Raw genomic sequence first — 21,543 nt, forward strand, 5'->3', positions numbered from 1 at the left:
TAAATTAGTTATAACCTGTTGAATTATATCAATTTAAATTTAAATTCCGTGAAGCTGAACTGCAAGTTTTTATTACCTGTGGTTTTTGTTGCGCAGCCTGAATCAGCCTATTTAAGTAAATGGAATGTTAATATTTTGTGCTTGGAAAAAGTGATGGTTATGCTCAGCAGTCCATCTATAAAACATGTTATGGCTAGAAGGCTAGTGGGGACGTTATGAAAAGGTTATTCGAACAAAGCTCTGTTTTGCTTGCTGCTTTGTTATGTGCGGCGCTAATGAGCTGTGCAGTGCAAGCTAAAAAGACCAGCAGTATTGAAGACGAGGTATTTTATTTTGTACTGCAAGACAGATTTAACAATGCCGATCCGAGCAACGATACAGGTGGATTACAAGGCGATAAATCAATTACTGGATTTGATGCCACAGATAGTAAGTATTACCACGGTGGTGATCTTAAAGGCCTAACCAAAAAATTAGAATATCTAGATAAAATGGGGGTGACGGCTATTTGGCTTACGCCGCCATTTAAAAATAAACCAGTGCAGGGCAGCTCGGCTGGTTACCATGGTTATTGGGCTACAGACTATACCCAGATTGACCCACATTGGGGTAGCAATAAAGACTTGGCTGAGTTTATTAAAAAAGCCCATAACAAAAAGATAAAAGTGTTTTTTGATGTGGTGATCAATCACACCGCAGACGTGATTTTATATGAAGAATGCCACAATGCCGATGGCAACCTAAAAGACGGCTTAAGCCAATGTCCTTATAAAACTTTACAAGAAAAACAAACCAGCCCTTATAGCCCTTTTGTTCCCGCTGCCGAAAGTGCGGTGAAACAGCCAAGTTGGCTAAACGATCCTCAATATTACAACAACCAAGGTGATTCAACTTTTAGTGGTGAATCAGCGGTTTATGGCGATTTTTACGGTTTAGATGATTTAGATACCCAAAACCCAGAAGTGGTGAAGGGAATGACAGACATCTTCAAAACATGGATCAGCGACTTTGCCATTGATGGTTTCAGAGTAGATACCATTAAACATGTAGATATGTCACTTTGGCAACAATGGGTGCCCGAAATTAAGGCCCATGCCGCAAGTTTAGGTAATGCCGACTTTTTCATTTTTGGCGAAATGTTTGATGGCTTGCCCGCTAACTTAAGTCAATACACTCGCGATGCTGGATTTCCTTCGGTGTTAGATTTTAGTTTGTATTTTGCCATTAAAGATGCGGTTACCGGCAATCAAGGAACCGATCGTTTAGCCTGGGTATTTAGTCAAGATGACTATTACACAGATGCCGACAGTGACGCCAACCAGCTTATGAATTTTATCAGTAACCATGATGTAGGGCGTATTGGTAAGGCCATTCAAGATATGCCAACTCAAAGTGCAGAAGATCAATTAAGCCGTGCAAAACTCGCTCAATCTATGATGATTTTATCGCGTGGTATTCCTGTGATTTATTACGGTGATGAGCAAGGATTTACGGGTGATGGTGGCGATGCTGATGCCCGCGAAGATATGTTTGCCTCGCAAGTTGCCAGTTACAACGACAATCAGCTAATTGGCACCAATGCGACTACTGCAGAAGACAATTTTGATAAAAAGCATCCAATTTACCAACATTTAAGCGACCTCAATAAAGTGTATAAAAAGTCGCAGGTGTTAACTCAAGGCAAACAGTTTGTGCGTGTAGCGCAAGATACACCTGGCTTGTTGGTGTTATCTAAATATCTTGCTGCATCACAAGAAGAAGCCATAGTGGTGTTTAATACTAGCACCCAAAGCCAAGCTTTGAACTTGCCGGCTATGGCCGACAAATACAAAGTTTTATGGTCTGAAGAAAAGCTAAAAGTTAAAACTATGCAAGGTCAGCTAGCCTTTGATGTTGCTCCTCTTAGTACAGTTGTTTTAGTGTCAAAAGATAAGGTTCAACCCTCGAATCTTGTACCTGAGATCCAATTTAGTGGACTAAGCCCTGACTCAAAAGTATCGGGTTTGCTTGAATTGTCTGCTGAGTTAACTAATAGCGACCAGCGTGCCATTGCTCTACACAGAGTGCATTTTTCGGTAAGTGTGAATGGCGGTGATTTTCAGCCTTTAGGCACAGATTATAACCCCGACTATAAGGTATTTTTTAACACTGAAAACTACCCAGATGGCACAGTGTTTACCTTTAAAGCTGCAGTAGATAACTACAATGAAGAAGCCAATGAAACCTTAATTTCGGTGGAAAAAGGCTTTATTCCTGGTTTGCTTATTACCTTTAAAAAGCCAGCTAACTGGGCGGCGGCCAATATTTATTGGTGGAATGCCGAGCCACAAAGCTCAACAGGCTGGCCTGGTGTGGCCATGACTCAGCTTAATGATGATTGGTATCAGTTCCAATTTGATAACAATGTGCAACAAGCTAACCTGATTTTTAACGATGCCAATGGCCAACAAACTGCAGATTTATATCGTGATACCAATGGCTGTTATGCTGATGGTGCTTGGTACGATAGCTGTGATACTTCACCACCACCAGAAACCGAGGGCATGACAGTTTATGTGCGCCGTCCATTAAGTTGGAATGTGCCGAATATCTATTTTTGGCAAAACCCTGGTGCGCCAGATTGGCCAGGCGTAGAAATGACCGCTTTGGGTGACGATTGGTATAGCTTTCAGTTTGCTAATGGGGTGAATGCATCCAACCTTATCTTTAATGATTTAACTGGCAATCAAACCGCAGATTTATATCGCGAAGGCGACGGTTGTTACGATATTGAAAGCCAAGAGTGGACAGACACTTGCGCTATCCCTGGATTTACTGTGTATTTTCAAAAACCACAAGAATGGGATACCGCTCATACTTATTTTTGGGAGCCTAGCCCAGGACCAGCCAGTACTGTAGCTTGGCCTGGCGAAGCGATGACAGAATTAGGCGAAAATTGGTATAGCTATCAATTTCCAGCTGGAGTAGAGGCCACAAACCTTATTTTTAATAATGGTGGCAATGGCGGTCAAACCGCAGATTTATACCGAGCAGGTCAGGGCTGTTTTAGCTTTGATACTAACTGGACAGATAGCTGTGATCTGCCAGTTCAAGGAATGAAAGTTTACTTTAAGTTACCGCAAGATTGGGCTCAAAGCGTTAATCTGTATTACTGGAATGTTGAGGGGGCTCCGGGTTGGCCTGGTTTACCTATGACGGCTTTAGGTGACGGTTGGTATAGCTTTGAATTTCCGCAAGGCGTCGATGCGGCCAATCTAATCTTTAACGATGGTAATGGTAAACAAACTGGCGATTTATATGTTCAAGAAGGTGGGTGTTATGGCGAGTTTGGTGACTTCTGGCGCAACTCTTGTATTACCCCTGAACAAAATAATGTCAGGGTGCAAAATGTTGCAGCACATTGGTTAGCCACCGACACTTTATCTTGGCAAGTGGCAGACAGTCGCGCCAGTCAATATCGCCTGTATTTTTCTGCCAATGCGGCGTTAAGCCTAGACAATGGGGTAGTCAATGGTTTTGATGGTTTTGTGACAATGGCAGCCAATGGTGCGGTAGATGGGCAGTTAGCCCAACAAGATCCTCACTTAGCTGGCTGGCCTGCCTTTCAACTAGAGCTTGATGCGCCAAGCGCTAAAAACATACTGCAATCGCAATTGTTAGCAGTAGCTATGGATAGCAGTGGCAATGTAGTAGAAGCCACTCAAGTACAAGCTCCTAGAGTGGTAGATGAATTATTTGCCAGCAGTGATTGGCAAGGTGTGCGCTACCAAGATGGTGCGCCTAGCCTACAATTATGGGCGCCTACAGCGCAAAACGTTTGGCTTAAACGTTACGATCTAAACGGTAACTTGTTGGCCACGCATGCTGCTACTCAAGCTGACAATGGTTTATACCTGTTTGCTGGCGATACTAGCTGGGATAAAAACTATTATCGATTTGAAATTAAGGTATACCACCCTAAAACAAATGCCATAGAAACCTATGAAGTCACCGACCCTTATGCGTTAAATTTAAGCGCGAATGGGCAGTTCAGTCAGATGGTTGATTTAGCTAATGATGAAAGCTTAAAACCTCAAGGCTGGGACGACATTCAAAAGGCCTTGCCTGAGCACAAAGACATTAGTTTGTATGAAGGGCATATTCGCGACTTTAGCATTAACGATCTCAGTGTTGATGCGGCTGATCGTGGTAAATATCTAGCCTTTAGTTATACAGGTTTAAATGGTCAGCCTTTATCACATGGCATGGCTCATCTTACAGGGTTACAACAAGCGGGATTAAGTCATTTCCATTTGTTGCCTGTGTTTGATATTTCTTCAATTAACGAAGATGACAGTCAAAAGGTTGATTTAGATGACAGTTATTCAAGTCTTTGTGCCAAGGTCACCACTGAGGCTGTGCAAAGTCGTTGTGAAAGTGCGGGAGATACCCCTATTCGCGATATATTAAATGACTTAGCCAATGGTGATCCTGCTAATGCTGACATTCCAGCCATAATTGCCGACGGTGATAGCCTGACTCGAATAGACAGCTTTAACTGGGGCTATGATCCTTATCACTTTAATGCCCCAGAAGGCAGTTATGCTAGTGATGCGAATGGTACGGCAAAAATACTTGAGTTTCGTTCTATGGTTAAAGGATTGGCCGATATCAATCTAAATGTAGTGATGGATGTAGTGTACAACCATACATCGGCATCTGGATTGTATGATAACTCGGTACTCGACAAAGTGGTGCCTGGCTATTACCAAAGACTTAACCCTATCACTGGCAAAGTAGAAAACAGTACCTGTTGTGATAATACCGCCACCGAACATAAGATGATGGAAAAACTTATGGTCGATACCTTAGTGGACTGGGCTAAGTTCTACAAAATCGACTCATTCCGTTTTGATCTAATGGGGCATATTCCTAAGTCTTCTATGCTTGCCGCGCAACAAGCTTTGGCGCAACTAGAATTACAAACTGATGGCGTTGATGGCGAAAAGATTTACCTATACGGAGAAGGCTGGGACTTTGGCGAAATTGGTGGTGGTCAGCGTTTTGAGCAAGCCACACAATTTAATATGGCTGGCACTGGCATAGGTACATTTAACGACAGAATAAGAAGCGCTATTCGCGGTGGCAACTTTAGCAGTAATGGGGCGGCTCAAGGCTGGGTGAATGGCAATGAGACTTTTGCCAATGGGGTGGCTCCAGGAGCAAGTTCCTCTGTTGATCAAGCAGATCGTATACGTATTGGTATGGTTGGTAATTTGCAAACTTATGGGTTTATCGACAACAGTGGCAATGCCAATACTGGTATTAACTATGCGGGAGTGGGTTACACCTTAGATCCTCAAGAGTCGGTAAATTATGTAGATAAACACGACAACGAAACCTTATGGGACAACACCCAGGGCAAGTTGCCTGCTGCTATGTCGGTGGAAGACAGAGTGAGAGTACATATGTTAAGTAACGCTCTAATAAACTTTGGTCAAGGCATACCTTTTTACCAAATGGGTACAGACTTGCTACGTAGTAAGTCGATGGATCGCAACTCCTATAATTCTGGTGACTGGTATAACGCGGTAGATTTTTCTGGGCACGATAATAATTGGGCTAAAGGCCTGCCTCCTGCGCAAGATAATCAAAACTCTTACTCAGGCATTACTGAGGTGCTTAACAATGGCAATATAGTGGTAAATGCTAGTCATATTGCTCAAGCCAAAGCACAATTTAAACAACAATTAGCCATACGTTATTCGTCGCCCTTGTTCCGTTTAGATACGGCTGAACAAGTGAACACTAGACTGGGATATCATAATACTGGTCCTAGTCAAACGACTGGTCTTATTGCTATGACATTAAGTGATGGTATCTGTGCAGGTGAAGACTTAGATCCAAACTACGACGGTATATTGGTGTTGTTTAACAGTGATGACAGTGCCATTAGTTTTACCTTAGATGGAACCGAAAACTCAGTACTGCACCCTTTGCAACAAAATGGGGTTGATGAGGTGGTTAAAACCAGCAGTGTTCAAGGCACCACTTATACTGTTGCCGCCCACACTGCAGCGGTTTTTGTTAAACCACAGCAAGGCACTCAGGGTGAATACCCCTGTAACCCTCAAGCGGGCAGCGTTAGCGAGCCCGGTTTAGTGGTTTATGTGCAAAAGCCTGCCGATTGGCAAGAGATACGCATTCACTATTGGGATACCCCAGCAGGAGCGACAAATTGGCCGGGCGAGCCATTGCAAGAGCTAGGTGACAATTGGTACAGCTATCAATTCCCTGCTGGTGTGGCTGCGGCAAACCTAATATTTAACAACAATAACAATGGTCAACAAACAGAGAATCTGTATCGCGACAGTGAAGGCTGCTTTGAAATAAGCACTAATACTTGGTCAGATAGCTGTGTGTTACCTGGTATGTCAATTTGGTTTAAAAAGCCGCTTAACTGGAGCAACGATCCACAAGTTTATTTTTGGAATGCCAGTGTTGCAGGTCCGGGCTGGCCTGGACAGCCCATGAGCAATCTAGGCAATGATTGGTTTTACTTTCAATTTCCTGAAGGCGTGCGTTCGAGTAACCTGATCTTTAACGATTCTCATGGCACAGGCGAACAAACCAGTGACTTGTATCGAGAGCAAAATGGTTGTTACGACTATGCCACCGCAACTTGGGCACCAACTTGTGATACCAGTCAGTAAGCCAAGCTAACAAGAGACTAAAAACCAGACCCTAGGTCTGGTTTTTTTATGGGCAGGATTTACTCTTGGCCTTTTTGATAAGTAATTTTTCCACCAACTATAGTCATGATATTTTCCGAGGTTAAAATTTTATCTTCAGCAGCAGTTAACCAGTCGGTATCAAACACACTAAAATCTGCATATTTGCCTACTTCAATAGATCCTAACACTTGTTCTTGAAAGGCTCCGTATGCTGGCCATAGGGTAAACATTTTTAACGCTGTTTGGCGACTAACCGCTAATTCAGGATGCCAGTTTTTACCTGAACTGCCATCTAAACGTTGGCGTGTTACCGCTGCGTAAAATTCGATACGTGGATCACCGGCTTCAACTGGGGCATCTGATCCTCCTAATACTTTTACCCCTTGTTCAACTAGTTGTTGCCAAGGATAGGCATAAGCCAAACGTTCTGAGCCTAGTCTAGCAGGAGCAAAATTAAGGTCGCCTATAGCATGGCTAGGTTGCATAGAGGCTAAGATTCCCATTTTTTGCATGCGTTGCTGATCGGCAGGTGGTATGACTTGGGCATGCTCTAGCCGCCAACGTGGCTCTGGTATGGCTCTTTGTGCCATAGGCACATCATTAAAAGCCTGTTGGTACCAATCTAGAACAGAGCGAAGGGCACGGTCTCCAATAGCATGGGTTTGTATTTGTATGCCTTGGCGCAATGCATGGCGCAGTATTGGTTCCAGCTCAGCTTGAGTGGTACGGTTCATAAAGCCATTATGATTAGCATCACTATAGTTGTGAATTAAGGCCGCCCCGCGAGAGCCCAAAGTGCCGTCTATGTAGACTTTAATTCCACCTAAAGTAAAAAACTTATCAGCTGTAGATTGCTGGCCTAATTTCAGCATAGTGGCTGCTTCTTTGACATTGGCTGAGGCATAAATTCTTGTCGCCATTCTTCCTTGTGCATGCAGCTCTTTGATTAATTCAACATTTTCAAAAGGCATGCCGGCATCATGAGTGCTAGTCCAGCCCATTTTGGCATTTTCAAGCATGCCTTGTTCTAGACTATGTTTTTTATATTCACGGCTTTTAGCTGGGATCAGATCACGAAATATCTGCATGGCAGTCGCAAGCACATAACCAGTTGGCTCACCATTTACATCCCGTTCAAATTTGCCCCCAACGGGATCAGCAGAGTCTTGGTTTATCCCTGCCAGTGCTAATGCTTTTGAGTTAACTAACGCAGAAACGCCATCGGCACGAGGGATAAACAAAGGTTTGTTTTGGCTAAAAAAATCTACATCATGTTTAGTTAAAAATCGTTGTTCATCTGTCCATTCACGTTCAATCCAACCTCGGCCTTGTATCCACTGACCATCTGGCACCTTTTGGGCAAAATCTTTAATCGCATTCACTGTAGTTTGAAGACTGGGTAAACCAAAAAGACTCAGGGTTTTAGGGCGTTCACCCACGCCTTCAACGTGTTGATGACTATCGGTTAATCCTGGGTAGAGCACCATGCCAGCTAAATCTAACGTTTTAGCTGCCCCACATAAATAAGCTTGGGCTTGTTGATTAGTACCAACAAAAATAATCTTGTCTGCCAAAACGGCCACGGCTTGTGCTGTCCATTGTTGGTCGTTTGCCGTATAAATTTTAGTGTTGTAAATGACTAAATCGGCTTTTTCACAAGCGTAAAGTATCTGACTTTTTAAAACACAAGATAACAGCGTTGCCAGCAACATTAAGCGTGGTAAATAACTAATGGATACTATCAACGGTGGTATTCCTTATAGAAACGAACAGACTTGATTAATTGTTGATATTTAAGCTACTGAAATAATTAGAAAATGACAAGTTTAGCCAGGCTATTTAAAGCGCTTAAAAATGTGCTTTAAATAACAAATTAAGGTTACGTTCATTGACATTGTTGATGCCAAACTTATTGTTCCAAATAACAATTTCGCTACCAAGATAGATGGGTTTAGATAAACCTAAATGCTGAGCCAGGTTAATTTTAAGCTGAGAGGTAAAGTTAAAACTTGAAGCTTGCACAGCACTGGCCGAAGCCCAATCGATAAATCCATCGTATACCCAATCCCACTGGTTAAATTGGAATTTTTTACGCCAGTTTAATGTGGTTTGCCAGGTATTGGGTCGGTTGTCGTTGAGTCTGCGATAAAAATTAAGGCCAACGTACACAAAGCCTTTGGCCTTTAAATTAGTACCTAAGCCAATGAGTCTATGATCAAAGTGTTTGCCGCTTTCCCAAGTTGTGGCAATTTTTATGCCTTTGATCCATTGGTTTTGATAGTCGCTAATAGAAAACCGTGGAGCAAGTTCAAAATAGGTACTGTGATTACCATTTTCACCAAACATACGGTCGAGAAAGAAATAATTATCACCCCAAGTAAAACCACTGCTGTGCTCTAGGGTAAAGACTGTGCGTGTCGCATCGCCCACTTGGTATTGGCTACCATAAAGCAAGGTTAAACTGGTGTCGGTGCGTAATGGATTAGCCAGACTAGGCAGAGCCAATACCGCGAGTATTAATACAACAGTAAACTTCATTTCATTCCTACTCTTTGTCTAGTGTGGTTATCTTTATAAATCATAAAATTGTTTTAACGCCCCCTATGGTTTAGCATGATTTCTAGACAATTCAAAACTTTAGTCTATCAGAGCTAAGATTTTGGGAGTATGGCTATGTATTAGTTTTTATAATGCATAATGACTAAAAAATGTACCTTGTAAGTCAGTGCAACTCGCACTAGGATCCGCCGCTAATTTTATTGGGCAAAAATTGGCCTAGTCTTCAAATAATAGTAGTGATGAAATGGACAAGTTAGAGTTTATTCAAATACGTAAATTTATCCTTAAATTGGGTAAAATGTTGCACAAATACGGCTCGCCATCTTTTAGGCTTGAAGCCTATCTAACTGAAATTGCTACGCATTTTGGTGTGCATGCGTCTTTTATCTCTACCCCTACTTCACTATCTATAGTGTTGTGGAGTGATCGTCACGAAGACGAATATAACCACTCAGCCAGAATGCAACCCGGTGAGTTGGATATGAACGCTTTGTCGTTAACCGATGAACTGGCCTTTGAATTAATTTCGGGCAATATTTCGTTGGCAGAAGCCGACAAAAAATTAGATGAAATTGACAAAATGCCCAGCCCCTACGGTAAAACCATTACAGGTTTAGCCTTTGGTTTGTCTACTAGTGCCTTTGCCATGCTAATGGGAGCAGGGTGGTCTGAAATTTTTTATGCCGGTTTGTTAGGCGTGATGGTGTATTTTTGGACCTTATGGGCGCTGCGGTCGAAGCGGGTGAATCTGATGTTAGAGCCTGTTGCTTCTTTTACTGTGGGCTTTGTAGTGTGTGCAATTAATCACTATTCAGCTTCTGGATTAAACATTTGGTTAATTATTCTATCTTCTCTGATCATTTTAGTGCCAGGATTGTCTTTAACCATGGGCTTAGCAGAGCTGTCGTCTCGCAATATGGTGTCGGGCACTGTGCGAGTGATGGATGCCTGTATGCAATTATTTAAATTGTATTTTGGGGCGTTTTTAGGGGTGAGTTTAGGTTATCAATTATTTGGCCAACAAGACTTAGCCCTAGCCGAAACTTTACCTTTTTGGGTGAACTGGTTAGGGGTGTTAATGCTAAGTGTGGGGCTAGTGGCCATATTTAGAACTCGGATGAAGCACGTTTTATGGGCGGTCACTTCTACATTTATTGCCTACAGCGCCTCAACTTGGAGCTCAGCCTATTTAGAAAATGGGTTAGGGGCCTTCGTTGGCGCTTTTGCTCTAGGGGTGTTTGCTAATGTGTTTTCGCGTATTGCCAATGCACCTTCGAGTATAGTGGCTATGCATGGTTTGATCGTATTGGTTCCTGGTTCAAAAACCTACATTGGCTTAAATTCGTTTATTTCAGGGCAAGACATTATAAAAACTGACCACATTGGCCAAGAAACCTTCTTAATATTAATGTCGTTAGTGGCAGGATTGATATTTGCTAACGTAGTAATGCCTACGCGTAAGGCTTTATAGAAAAGGAAGCTTTACTCGTTAGTTTGAATTAAAAATTAATCGCTCAATTTCACTTGCACTCATGGGCTTGGCGAAGTAAAAACCTTGGTATTCTTGGCAGCCAAACTCTTTTAGTACATTAAGCTGCTTTTGGGTTTCTATTCCTTCAGCTACAACTTCTAAATTAAGGCTATGGGCCATTTGCACTATGGCCTTAACTAAGTGGTAAGTTCGTTGTCCTGCTTCTATTTCTGCAATGAAAGAACGGTCTATTTTAAGCGTATCAATAGGTAAGTTCTTCAAGTAAGCGAGTGATGAATAGCCAGTGCCAAAGTCATCTAATGCTAAGCGTACGCCTTTATCGCGAATTTTTTGTAGTAAAGCCTGAGTATGTTGTAAGTTGGCAATAAACACCCCTTCAGTAACTTCTATTTCAAGGGAATGTGCAGGAAGTTGGTACCTATTTAACACTTCATCAATACTTTCAATATATTGTAAATTTTGTACTTCTTTGGCAGAAGCATTCACTGCCATTACACCTAGCCAGCCTTTCTCTCGCCATTTTGCACATTGGCTACAAGCTTGGTTTAACACAAATTGTCCAATCAGATTAATTAATCCAATTTCTTCTGCAATAGGAATAAAAAGGTCTGGGCGAATAAAACCTTTGCTTGGATGCTGCCATCTTATTAGGGCTTCTACGCCTAATATTTCACTGGTTTTTACACTAACTTTGGGCTGGTAGTGCAATTCAAACTCGTTATTTTTTACTGCTGACCTGAGTTCGGCCTCAAGCTCTACTCTTTGTAGGATTTGAGTATTCATTTTTTCGGTAAAAAATCTAAAGGTTGCTTTACCCGCCTTTTTAGCTTCGTACATAGCAATGTCTGAGCTTTTAAGTAATTCTTGAGCGTCTTGACCATCGTCTGGAAAAACCGCCACACCAACACTAACTGCGGTATTAACTGTATGTTCGGAGAGCTTATAAGGAAGGTTTATATCTTGTAATAACCTTTCTAAGAACAAAATAATGGTATTTTGATTTGTCACTCTTTCTAAAATAACAGTGAATTCGTCACCACCTAAACGGGCTACGTTGTCACTTTTTCTGGCTGATTCAGTTAGTCGCTCGGCCACTTGTATGAGTAACTCGTCGCCTACCGCGTGACCATGGGTGTCATTGATTAGTTTAAAGGCGTCTAGATCTAAAAATAACAGGGCAACTGATTCATCAAAGCGTTTAGCTTGAGAAATGGCATGATCTAGCTGCTCTTTAAACAAATGGCGATTAGGCAATCCGGTTAATTGATCGTAATTTGCCATGGAGGTGAGGGCATCTTCCTTTTTCTTTAATTCAGCTATGTCTCTAACTGTGCCAGCTATTATCAAGGGCTGATTGATTTTATCTTTTTTAATAATACGTCCGCGCATTAATACCCATTGATAGCCAATATTCTGAATGAGAAGCCGACATTCACATTCAAAATGTTTAGATTCACCCTGCAAATGCTTTGAAATTGAGTTTTCTAAGATGGATTTATCTTCTGGGTGAAGAATTGTATAAAAATCCTTTTGGTTCAGCTTTTCTGGGTTTGGCGTATTTGCTAGCGCAAAAATCAAATTAGTTCGAAGAATAAGGCCTTGTTTTAGATCCCAATGCCAAAGTTCATCTCCACTGGCCCATAAGGTACTTTTAAGTCTCGACTCACTTAATTTAATGGCTTTATTACGTTTGCGTTCTTGCGCACGTTTACCTGTGAAATAAACAACTAATCCCAAAATGAACGATAGAATGCTAATGGCATAAAGACTATAAGCCAGATTTGTTCGCCACCAAGGAGCAATGACTTTTACCTTAAGTTGTGCTTCTTGAGTACTCCACACGCCATGACCATTAGTACCTTGTACGCGCAGTAAAAATTCACCAAAAGGCAGGTGCGAATAAGTGGCTTGATGTTCTGCTTTAGGTTCTAACCAATGATTGTCTACCCCCTCAAGTTTGTATCGATATCGATTGAAGTTAGGAAAGCGGTAATCTAACGCCGAATAGCTGAATGTAACTAAAGTGTCCTGTGCGGTTAACTCAATGTTAGGGTTTACCGCTAAGGGTGAAAAGTTAGCATAGTCTCGATGCATACTTGTCACCCCTGTAATGACAATTGAAGGGGCAAAGGTCGACGAGGTTAACGAATTAGGGGAAAATCGATACAAACCTTCCCCTCCTAAATAAAATTGACCTGATTGCCCTACATAAGCCGCACCTGGAGTAAAACCAAAACGATAGTGTTTTTGAGTAGGTAAGGTGGTTATTTGGTTGGTAATATTGTTGACTTGACCAATAAAACGACGAGTAGTGAACCAGAGCGAGTCATTTTTATCTAAGATTAAGTTTGTTACAGAGTTTTCAGGCAATCCTTGTTTGGTGGTTATGCTAGTAATATTAAATGCATTTAAATCCTTATTAGTAGGCGTGATTTTTTGAATGCCTGCGCCTCGTGTTGCCACCCAAACCTGATTTTTTGTATCAATCACCAAACTTTCAATATTGTTAGCATTTAACTTATACATTGAGCTATCAGTGTTAAATGTCATTATTTTTTGAGATTTTTGGTCATAGCGATATAAGCCAGTAGTGGTACCAAACCAAATATTGTTTTTGGCATCGCTCTTGATGGTATTGATGTACTCAAGGTTATGTAATTCAGGATGGTTTTGTCGAATGATAAAAGGCGTTAGCTTATTTGTTTGAGCGTTAAAATGGTAAATATTGCCACTTTTTCCACCCGCTAAAAATTGCCCTTCTGCTATTGAATGTAGAGCGTAAATAGGCTGATGTTCAAATTCACTTTGTCCTGTTTGGGCAATCTGCGTGAAAGTTTCATTGATTTTATTAAATTTATTCAAGCCTGAATCAGTAGCAATTAAGAGCTCAGTGTTATTAAGTGGTTTAATTGCCCACACTGAACCTGCAGAAATACTCTGGGGGTTGTCTGCTAAATGAATAAAGCTTTCGATCTTTTGATTGGTGGTATTCCACCCATTTAGGCCTTTGCTTGTTCCTATCCATACCTGTTGCTCATTTTGTTCTAAAATGCTCCACACTTCATTGGTAAGCAATGACAATGCTCGAGTTTTTTGACTAGTTAAATGTGTGATTTCAAGGGCATTTGAATTGTAGCTAACCGCACCGTTGGCGGTAGCTAACCAAATTAAACCTGATTTATCTTGGGTAATAGCGCTGATTGCATTACTAGGTAAGCCAGATAGTTCACTAGGGTTGTGGTTGTAGGTTTCAATCTTGCCAGTTTTAGGATCAAGTATGTTTAAGCCAGAGTCCCAATGGCCTATCCAAATCAAGCCTTGTTCATCTTCAAAAAGGCGCCAAACACTGTTGCTTGATAAAGAATTCTGGCTTTGTGCTGCAGTTTGATAGTGCTTGTAGGCAAATTGCTCATGGCTTAAATCAATTTGATACAATCCATTACGAAAGCTTGCTAACCATAAAGTATTAGTCGCGCTTTGTTGGTTTATACCACTAATAATGCCCGATGTAGTGTATTGCTTAAATATGTTAGCTTCTGGCTGGTAAGTATGCTTTTCAGCATAATCATAAAAGTAACTGCCATGAGAGCCGCCGAACCAAATTCTTTGTTGCCCATCTTCTAAAATAAAACGAATATCGAAGGCCGAATTGGTTAATGCCAAGTCGTTTTTAGGGGTAAATTCACTAAAGCTATCTTCTCTAGGATCGTAACGACTTAAGCCGTTGGTGGTGCCAAACCAAATATACCCTTGGGAGTCTTCAAAAATCCTTTTGACAGAATCATTGACTAAGGTTGTAGGGTCGTTGGGATCGTGAGCAAAGCGTTTGAGCTTGGATGTGTTGGGATCTAATCTAAATAAACCAGAGGTTGTTCCAAACCATATATGACCAGCACTGTCTTGTTTAGTAATATAAACCGTAGTATTTAATACGCTAAATTGAGCACTAGACTCAGAAAGCACCGGAATAAATTGATAGCCATCATATAACCTCGCGCCAGATTTAGTACTGAATAATAAAAAACCATTATTTAACACTTCAATATGATTAACAAAAGGTGAAGGTAAATCGGATTCAGTTGAGATAGGTTGAAAATGCCTTGATTTTGCCCAAACCAGTTCAGGCACTAAAAGTACTAAGCAAAGGTAAATTTTCAATAGAGCTTTAAATGGCATCTTGTCAACTGCATCTAGACTTTATATTGATGATTTTATTAATCACAGCGAGAACTTAGGGTAAACAATCCTGGATGATTTTTACGCTAAGTGATCTAAGTATGCACTAAAAATAGAAGTAAGCTTGAGGTTTTTTGGGCTGGCTTAACACCTTTATTAAAATTTTCTGCTTTTAATTTTGTGGTGCAAACAATTTACACCACAAAATCAACTTGATGAATAGCGCCAAGTTGTTGTTTGTCGTTTAGGTAAACGCTGGTTTTACGCATTTGTGCTAGGGTATTGCCTTGATTATCTTTAAATGAAAAAGGACTATGGCTAGCATCGAGTGAAATGGCCTTGATCCCAGCTTGGGCTAAAGTCTGTTGTTCGGCTTGGCTATGGTGCAATACAAAAGATTTGTAGTCTTTATCTTCATAGTCGAGTAATCCATTAGCATTGCTGTCATAGGCGTTTAACTCAGCAAATCCGTCGCCAGTCTTAGCGCCAAATAATTCTAATCCGTTGTCTATTATGCCGTTGTTATTGCGGTCGTAGGCTAAAAACCATAAGTTGTCGCTAAGAACTGGGATCAATTCTTTTTGTCCATCACCGTCTAGATCAAATTCTTGGGTGTCTTGGGAGAACAAGCTGCTCTGTTGGCCTAAGTTTAAGATCAATGGATCTTTTAGTTGAGCCACTGAGAAGCTGATTTCTTGTTTAAGCTGTAATTCGCGCTGATAAGAAAAGGCCAAGCTTAGTTCGCTTTGAGTACCATCATTTTGGATCACTTGAACATGGCGTTGAAAGTCTAAACGTTCATGTTCGTAGACAGTTTGGGTAGCAGTCAAAATTGTAAAACTTAGTTCTGTAGGGGCGGGACCTGCTGGCTTAGCTTGATTTAACTCTGCTTGTTTAAACTCGGTTTCTGTTGATTTTTCTGCATATAAAGATTTTAAGCCAAATTGTTTAGGCTCAATACTTAAGCCATTAGCTTGGCGTGCAAATAATTCAATGATCTTTTGATTGATTTGTAATTTAGGCGAAAGCGTGACTTCTTCAGCACTGGCATTTTCTGGCACAGTGGTAGTTTGGCTAGTTGCCTTGTCTGTAAGTTGTAGCGACTCTGTAATTGGCCTATTAGGTGAACTAACAACAGGGTTAACTTCTTGCTCACTTTTATGCTCAAATATATGGTCAACTGTGGTTAGTTGATTCAACATTTGCATAATAATCTCCTCCTCGTTAGCTTTATCTGCCGAGTTCTAAATTACTTTAATGTTTTCTGTGTCGATTTTATTTGAGGGGAAATGAAAAAAGGTGAACCTAATGGGTATAGTTGCAATTAAATTTAGTGCTTAAATTTTGAACTATATGCTAAAGTGTAAAGGTTAAAAGAGTTAATCTTTTCACTTTGAAATATAAAAAATAACTAGAGCTGATACTCCAAGGATTGTAAATTTGCCACGTTTAATTTGTTTGTTTCTATGCTTAGCGACCATTTTATTATTTAGTCAAAAGTCTAGCGCTTCTAGTGCCCTTGTGTTTGTTGTCAACTCTCCTGGTGCACCTCCTTATTTATATTTTAATAAAGTCAAAAACGCTTACCAAGGGCTAGTTGTCGATTTTTTTAAAGAACTAGAAAATCAACAAATATTAAAAGCTAAATTTATTGATTCTAGTCGCAAACGTAGCGAACGTTTTATCATTGCTGGCAAAGCAGACATGATGCTAAACAGTCCAGACTGGTTAGATAATCCAGACAAATTGATTAGCAGTGTGCCAATTTTAAAATTTAAGAGTTACTTATATAGCCTTACTCCCTTTCCTGAAGACTTTTCATTAGATTCCATCAAAAATTCGAAAATATGTGCAAGATGGGGCTTTGTTTATCCTGGGTTAAATCAATATTTTGAGAATAATTCTTTAGTAAGAGTAGATTCTAGTGGTCAGCCGAACATGGCCATGATGTTATTAAAAAACCGCTGTGATTATGTAGTGATGAATAACCATAATGCCGCGGCTATTTTTGCCAATAAAGCGTTTTGCAATACCACTATTTATCAATCACCCATTACAACCAATGAAGTGGATTTAGTTTTAATTATGCGCCCAGACATGCCAGAAGTGCATAGCCTTGTTAATCAACAAATTGAGCAGTTTATCTCAAATGGCAAGATGCAAGAGTCTCTTCGTAATCATTCGTCTTTGATGAAGTTTCCAAGTCGCCTTTCATGTCATATGGGGTCTTCAAAATCATAAAGTGCTTTTACTTCAATGAGCATTTGACAACTTGTTGCTAAAGCCATTTAGGGGTACGAGCTTGATATTCTTGATATTTTGAAGCAAAAACCTGTGATAGATGACGTTCTTCGGCATTTGATTGCCTAATCAATACCACCACCCCAATAACCAAACACAAGGCAGAGAATACACTTGGTAATGCTAAGAAAAAGCCTAGTTGCGCCAGCATAATGCCCATAAACATTGGGTTACGTGAGTAGCTATAAACGCCTGTTGTAATTAACTTAGGCGGACCTTGTGGATCTATGCCACTTCGCCATACTTTGCCCATATAAAAATGCACGGCCATGGTCCAGGCAAAACCTAAAGTTAAAAACATACAACCTGTTACTATCACCGCCACTTCTTGCATAAGCGTAATTTCAAACAAAAAGTAATCTAGCTCGGGGTAAAATAATCGCATCACACATATTAGCCATATTGTGGCTCTAAATATGCGAAACACTATATGGTTCCACCATGTATCACTAAAGCGCGCCCCGGTAAAAATAAAAAAACGGCGCTGCTGTTTATTCATCCAGATTATTTTTATTGTGTAAAAACAGGCCACAAAAGTATAAAAACCAGCAAGATAAACTCGTGTAAACTCAATTAATTCTGGGGTAGTAAAGGTCAAGATCATGCAAGCAACTTAGTGGGTTAATGGGTTGGAAATATACAAGGTTTGTACAGTATAGAAGAAATCTACACAACACAATCTAGGCCAGAATCTTTACCTAGCTTTTTGCCTTTTACCTTGCTTAGGTTTTAGAGCTTTGCCAACAAGTGAGCCTAGGCAAGCAGTGGGTGAAAGAGTTAATGAAGTCCTAGATATTTTGCATTACAATTCTGCGCTTTATTTTAAGGGCAATTTCAGCAGTTATGGCAGCAATAGGTATAGATTACGGTACATCTAATTCAGAAGTAGCCTATTTTGATGGGCAACAACATCATTTTATCAAACTCGATCCTAGTCAAGACAATGTCAACAAAATTCGCTCTTCGGTTTTTATTTATTATAAAGATGAATTGCCTACGCCGCCCATTCCCGTCATTGAAGCTAAAGTGGCGCAAATAAAACGCGCTATCAGTGAAAAAATTGAAAAAGCCAAAGAAGGCTATTACGACGCGCAAGATCCTAGAGAGCAAAAGATTTACAGCAATAAAATTGATGATCTAAGAGCCGAATTCCACAACTTGCCTGCATTGCAACAACGCGCCATTGAATTCCTTTTAGAAGATATGACAGTGCAAGATCTGCCTTTGCAACAGTTGGTAGAAACTGGCGAATTTGCCTTTGGAGAAGAAGGCTTTAAACGCTATTTAAAAATGCCCGATAAAGGGCGATTAATTTATTCACCTAAGAATTTCCTTGGGGCAAATTTAGTTGCCGGACAACAACAAGCTTTTGTTGGCTTAATCGCTAAACAATTGGCGTTTTTTCGTAATAGTGCCGAGCAGCAATTAGGCCAATCTGTTGAGTCGGCTGTGATTGGGCGACCTGTGCGCTTTCATGGCACCCGAGGACAAGAAGGTAATCAACAAGCCATTGAAATCATGCAACAAGCAGCAAACATGGCGGGCTTTAAACAAGTTGAGTTTTTAGAAGAGCCTATTGCTGCTGCCTACAAAATAGAGCGTGAGCTTAAACAACATACCAATGTATTAGTAGTAGACATTGGCGGCGGAACCACAGACATATGCTGTATTAAATTATCACCAGAAAAACTGGCTAATATTGACCGTCAACAAGATGTGATGTCGGTTACCGGCACGCGTTTAGGTGGTATGGAATGTGACAAAAATTTAATTATAAAATCTATCGCACCTACTATGGGGCAAGGCTTATTGATGCACAATGGCTTGCCAGTACCGCCTGCGTATTTTTCTGATATGTGTGCAGTAGATGATATTCCTAAACTTAATCACTTTTTTTCTGATGAATATTGGTTAGACATTGCCCAAACTAAATCATTAGTTAAACAGCCTAAATTGTTAGAACGTCTACAGGTTGTGCAAGAAGACAAACTATCGGCTCGCCTAGTAAATTCATCTAGATTGGCCAAAGAATTGTTATCCTCAAAAGAACAAATTACTTTGCCTTTGCATTACATTGAGCAAGGCTACGAAGTTGATTTAAACACCGAAGAATTAAATCGCTCTATGCAGTCTTGGCTGCGCCGAGTAAAAAGCTTAGTGACAGAGTGCTTGCAAAAAAGTAGCGAAGCACCCGAAATGTTATTTATAACCGGTGGCATGAGTTTATCGCCCATAGTGAAAAAAGCGCTGCTAGAGTTATTACCTGACTTACCCTTAATGCAAGGCGATGCCTTTAATTCTGTATGTGAAGGGCTGGCCATACAAGCGGCTAAATTAAACCAAAATTAATCCGAGGTGACTATGTCTGGCGAAACCAACTTAGCTAAGTTATTAAGCAGTATGCAACCCGAAATTATGCCTGATGAATATGTATTTGTGAGTCTAACCCGCGAGCAAAGCAGTCACTTAGCAGAGCTTAACCCCTTAGGCACATTTGCAGAACAAGAAGGATTAAGTGTTATCTTGTTAAAAAGCCAAGCAGAACAGCAAGGCTGGGATTATCAAGGGGTGTTTCGGCTGATTAGTTTAAAGGTACACTCGAGTTTATCGGCAGTGGGACTCACTGCTGCAATTTCGTCGGCTTTGGCCATGCAAGGGATAAGTGCCAATGTGGTGGCTGCTTATTTTCACGATCATATTTTTGTGCCATCCGAGGCTGCTGAGCAAGCTTTAACTTGTTTGTCACAACTAACCCTTAATTCAAAGGAATAATCAAATGACCCAGCATATTTACCCTATAGGTACACCCGGCAAAAAGTGGGCAGAGGCAGAAAAGCAACAATGGCTTAATGCACAACAGATAAAACGTTCATACCAAGATGATGTGGTGAGCCAGCTAGCAGGATTAGAAAAGCAATTTGATATCGAAGAATATGCACGCCTAACCTACGCGCAAGGTCAATACGATCTTTATGCATTGGGTAGTTTAAACTGGGATAAAAACAAACCCAATGTATTAGTAACGGGTGGCGTACATGGTTACGAAACCAGTGGAGTACATGGTGCACTTAGGTTTGCAAAATCGGCAGCCCAGGATTATCACCAGCATTTTAATCTTATGGTAGTGCCCTGCATCAGTCCTTGGGGATACGAAACCATTAATCGCTGGAATCCAGATGCCATAGATCCTAATCGTTCTTTTTATACGCCAAGCCCTGCTCAAGAATCTGCAGCATTGATGAAACTAGTGGGTGACTTAGATTTTTTGATGCATATTGATTTACACGAAACCACAGATACCGATAATTCGGAGTTTCGTCCGGCCTTGTCGGCCCGCGATGCTGTGGAGCATAAAGAATGGGCAATCCCTGATGGCTTTTACACTGTGGGTGATACTGAAAATCCTTGTGAAGGATTTCAAGCTGCCATTATCCAGTCGGTAGCCAAAGTCACGCATATTGCACCAGCTGATGAAAACGGCTGCATTATTGGCTCGGCTTTGCAGCAACCGGGCGTGATTAACTATCCATTAAAAAAATTGGGTTTATGCGCCTGCGTAACTAATGCTGACTATGTTAGTACCACTGAAGTTTACCCAGATAGCCCTAAAGTGGATGCCGAAAACTGTATTTTGGCGCAAGTAGCAGCAATAACTGGGGCCTTAGATTATTTATTAAAAAAAACTAAATAACAGCTAAGTAAAAAAGATCAGTAAAAAATAATCCATTTTCTCACTTTCATCGTAGGCTTTAAAAAAATCTAAAAGGACTAACGATGAAAAACAGATTGTTGACGCTTCTGATTGTGCTTGGACTAGTAAGTTGTGCAACCTATGATTACCCGGGTGAGGTAGAAGTAGGCAAAACTATCATAAACTTTCAGGGAGAAAGTTTAGCCGGTGAAAAGGTGCAAATTCCTAGTGCTTTTTCAGGTCAAAATACCTTGTTGTTATTTGGGTATAAACAAGATAGCCAGTTTGATATAGATCGCTGGCTTATTGCCTTAGACATGACCCAAACTCAAGTGCCTACCTACGAAATTCCTACTATTCAAGGTATGTTTCCGCGAATGTTTAGCCCTATAATTGATAACGGTATGCGCAAAGGTATTCCCAAAGCTTTGTGGCAAGGGGTAATCACTGTATATGGCGATGGAGAAGCGGTACAACGCTTTACAGGCAACCTTAACCCTAATAATGCGCGGGTCATCCTTTTAGATAAAAATGGCCGAATCGCTTACTTTTACGATCAAGGTTTTTCGGTTGAAGCGTTAAATGACCTAAGAGCCAAACTAGCTAGCTAG

At 40.8% G+C, this 21,543-nt stretch carries 12 protein-coding genes; 7 read left to right on the top strand and 5 right to left on the bottom strand.

All coding sequences use genetic code 11. The annotated features are described in order from the left end of the window. Positions 1 to 215 precede the first annotated feature (215 nt). Positions 216 to 6,692, top strand: coding sequence for a pullulanase-type alpha-1,6-glucosidase (gene pulA / locus ACVCDT_RS04470; RefSeq protein ID WP_447131548.1), 6,477 nt, complete (start codon positions 216 to 218; stop codon positions 6,690 to 6,692). A 59-nt stretch (positions 6,693 to 6,751) separates the two neighbouring features. On the opposite strand, the gene ACVCDT_RS04475 is transcribed toward pulA, so the two are convergent. Next, positions 6,752 to 8,458: an amidohydrolase gene (locus ACVCDT_RS04475; protein WP_447131549.1), complete on the bottom strand. Its 1,707-nt coding sequence runs from the start codon at positions 8,456 to 8,458 to the stop codon at positions 6,752 to 6,754. A gap of 103 nt (positions 8,459 to 8,561) precedes the next feature. Next, complete coding sequence (locus tag ACVCDT_RS04480) at positions 8,562 to 9,251, bottom strand: DUF5020 family protein (protein ID WP_447131550.1); 690 nt, start codon at positions 9,249 to 9,251, stop codon at positions 8,562 to 8,564. A 265-nt stretch (positions 9,252 to 9,516) separates the two neighbouring features. Between ACVCDT_RS04480 and ACVCDT_RS04485 the strand changes: the two genes are divergently transcribed. Beyond that, positions 9,517 to 10,743: a threonine/serine exporter family protein gene (locus ACVCDT_RS04485; RefSeq protein ID WP_447131551.1), complete on the top strand. Its 1,227-nt coding sequence runs from the start codon at positions 9,517 to 9,519 to the stop codon at positions 10,741 to 10,743. A gap of 18 nt (positions 10,744 to 10,761) precedes the next feature. On the opposite strand, the gene ACVCDT_RS04490 is transcribed toward ACVCDT_RS04485, so the two are convergent. Beyond that, positions 10,762 to 14,892: an EAL domain-containing protein gene (locus tag ACVCDT_RS04490; RefSeq protein ID WP_447131552.1), complete on the bottom strand. Its 4,131-nt coding sequence runs from the start codon at positions 14,890 to 14,892 to the stop codon at positions 10,762 to 10,764. A gap of 242 nt (positions 14,893 to 15,134) precedes the next feature. After that, the gene (locus ACVCDT_RS04495) at positions 15,135 to 16,148 is read right to left on the bottom strand and encodes an SPM autocatalytic domain-containing protein (protein ID WP_447131553.1); all 1,014 of its coding nucleotides are present in this window, start codon (positions 16,146 to 16,148) and stop codon (positions 15,135 to 15,137) included. A gap of 232 nt (positions 16,149 to 16,380) precedes the next feature. On the opposite strand from ACVCDT_RS04495, the gene ACVCDT_RS04500 reads away from it, so the two are divergent. Further along, on the top strand, positions 16,381 to 17,181 hold the full coding sequence (locus tag ACVCDT_RS04500) for a substrate-binding periplasmic protein (protein WP_447131554.1): 801 nt from the start codon (positions 16,381 to 16,383) through the stop codon (positions 17,179 to 17,181). A gap of 37 nt (positions 17,182 to 17,218) precedes the next feature. On the opposite strand, the gene ACVCDT_RS04505 is transcribed toward ACVCDT_RS04500, so the two are convergent. Continuing rightward, positions 17,219 to 17,845 (bottom strand): methyltransferase family protein, encoded by a 627-nt coding sequence (locus tag ACVCDT_RS04505; RefSeq protein WP_447131555.1) that lies wholly within the window; start codon positions 17,843 to 17,845, stop codon positions 17,219 to 17,221. A gap of 239 nt (positions 17,846 to 18,084) precedes the next feature. Here ACVCDT_RS04505 and ACVCDT_RS04510 point away from each other — a divergent pair, with 239 nt between their 5' ends. From ACVCDT_RS04510 to ACVCDT_RS04525, 4 genes are all read left to right on the top strand, one after another. Further along, positions 18,085 to 19,590, top strand: a complete 1,506-nt coding sequence (locus ACVCDT_RS04510; protein WP_447131556.1) for an Hsp70 family protein — start codon at positions 18,085 to 18,087, stop codon at positions 19,588 to 19,590. Positions 19,591 to 19,602: 12 nt separating this feature from the next. Then, positions 19,603 to 20,013, top strand: a complete 411-nt coding sequence (locus ACVCDT_RS04515; protein WP_447131557.1) for an ACT domain-containing protein — start codon at positions 19,603 to 19,605, stop codon at positions 20,011 to 20,013. Between the two features lie 4 nt (positions 20,014 to 20,017). Beyond that, the gene (locus ACVCDT_RS04520) at positions 20,018 to 20,932 is read left to right on the top strand and encodes a M14 family metallopeptidase (RefSeq protein WP_447131558.1); all 915 of its coding nucleotides are present in this window, start codon (positions 20,018 to 20,020) and stop codon (positions 20,930 to 20,932) included. Between the two features lie 83 nt (positions 20,933 to 21,015). Continuing rightward, on the top strand, positions 21,016 to 21,543 hold the full coding sequence (locus tag ACVCDT_RS04525) for a hypothetical protein (RefSeq protein ID WP_447131559.1): 528 nt from the start codon (positions 21,016 to 21,018) through the stop codon (positions 21,541 to 21,543).

It is taken from the genome of Paraglaciecola aestuariivivens, assembly GCF_052983255.1.

Coding starts and splice junctions, on each gene's coding strand:
- pulA (WP_447131548.1), top strand. CDS start 216: ATGAAAAGGTTATTCGAACAAAGCTCTGTTTTGCTTGCTGCTTTGTTA.
- ACVCDT_RS04480 (WP_447131550.1), bottom strand. CDS start 9,251: ATGAAGTTTACTGTTGTATTAATACTCGCGGTATTGGCTCTGCCTAGT.
- ACVCDT_RS04485 (WP_447131551.1), top strand. CDS start 9,517: ATGGACAAGTTAGAGTTTATTCAAATACGTAAATTTATCCTTAAATTG.
- ACVCDT_RS04495 (WP_447131553.1), bottom strand. CDS start 16,148: ATGCAAATGTTGAATCAACTAACCACAGTTGACCATATATTTGAGCAT.
- ACVCDT_RS04505 (WP_447131555.1), bottom strand. CDS start 17,845: ATGATCTTGACCTTTACTACCCCAGAATTAATTGAGTTTACACGAGTT.
- ACVCDT_RS04510 (WP_447131556.1), top strand. CDS start 18,085: ATGGCAGCAATAGGTATAGATTACGGTACATCTAATTCAGAAGTAGCC.
- ACVCDT_RS04515 (WP_447131557.1), top strand. CDS start 19,603: ATGTCTGGCGAAACCAACTTAGCTAAGTTATTAAGCAGTATGCAACCC.
- ACVCDT_RS04520 (WP_447131558.1), top strand. CDS start 20,018: ATGACCCAGCATATTTACCCTATAGGTACACCCGGCAAAAAGTGGGCA.
- ACVCDT_RS04525 (WP_447131559.1), top strand. CDS start 21,016: ATGAAAAACAGATTGTTGACGCTTCTGATTGTGCTTGGACTAGTAAGT.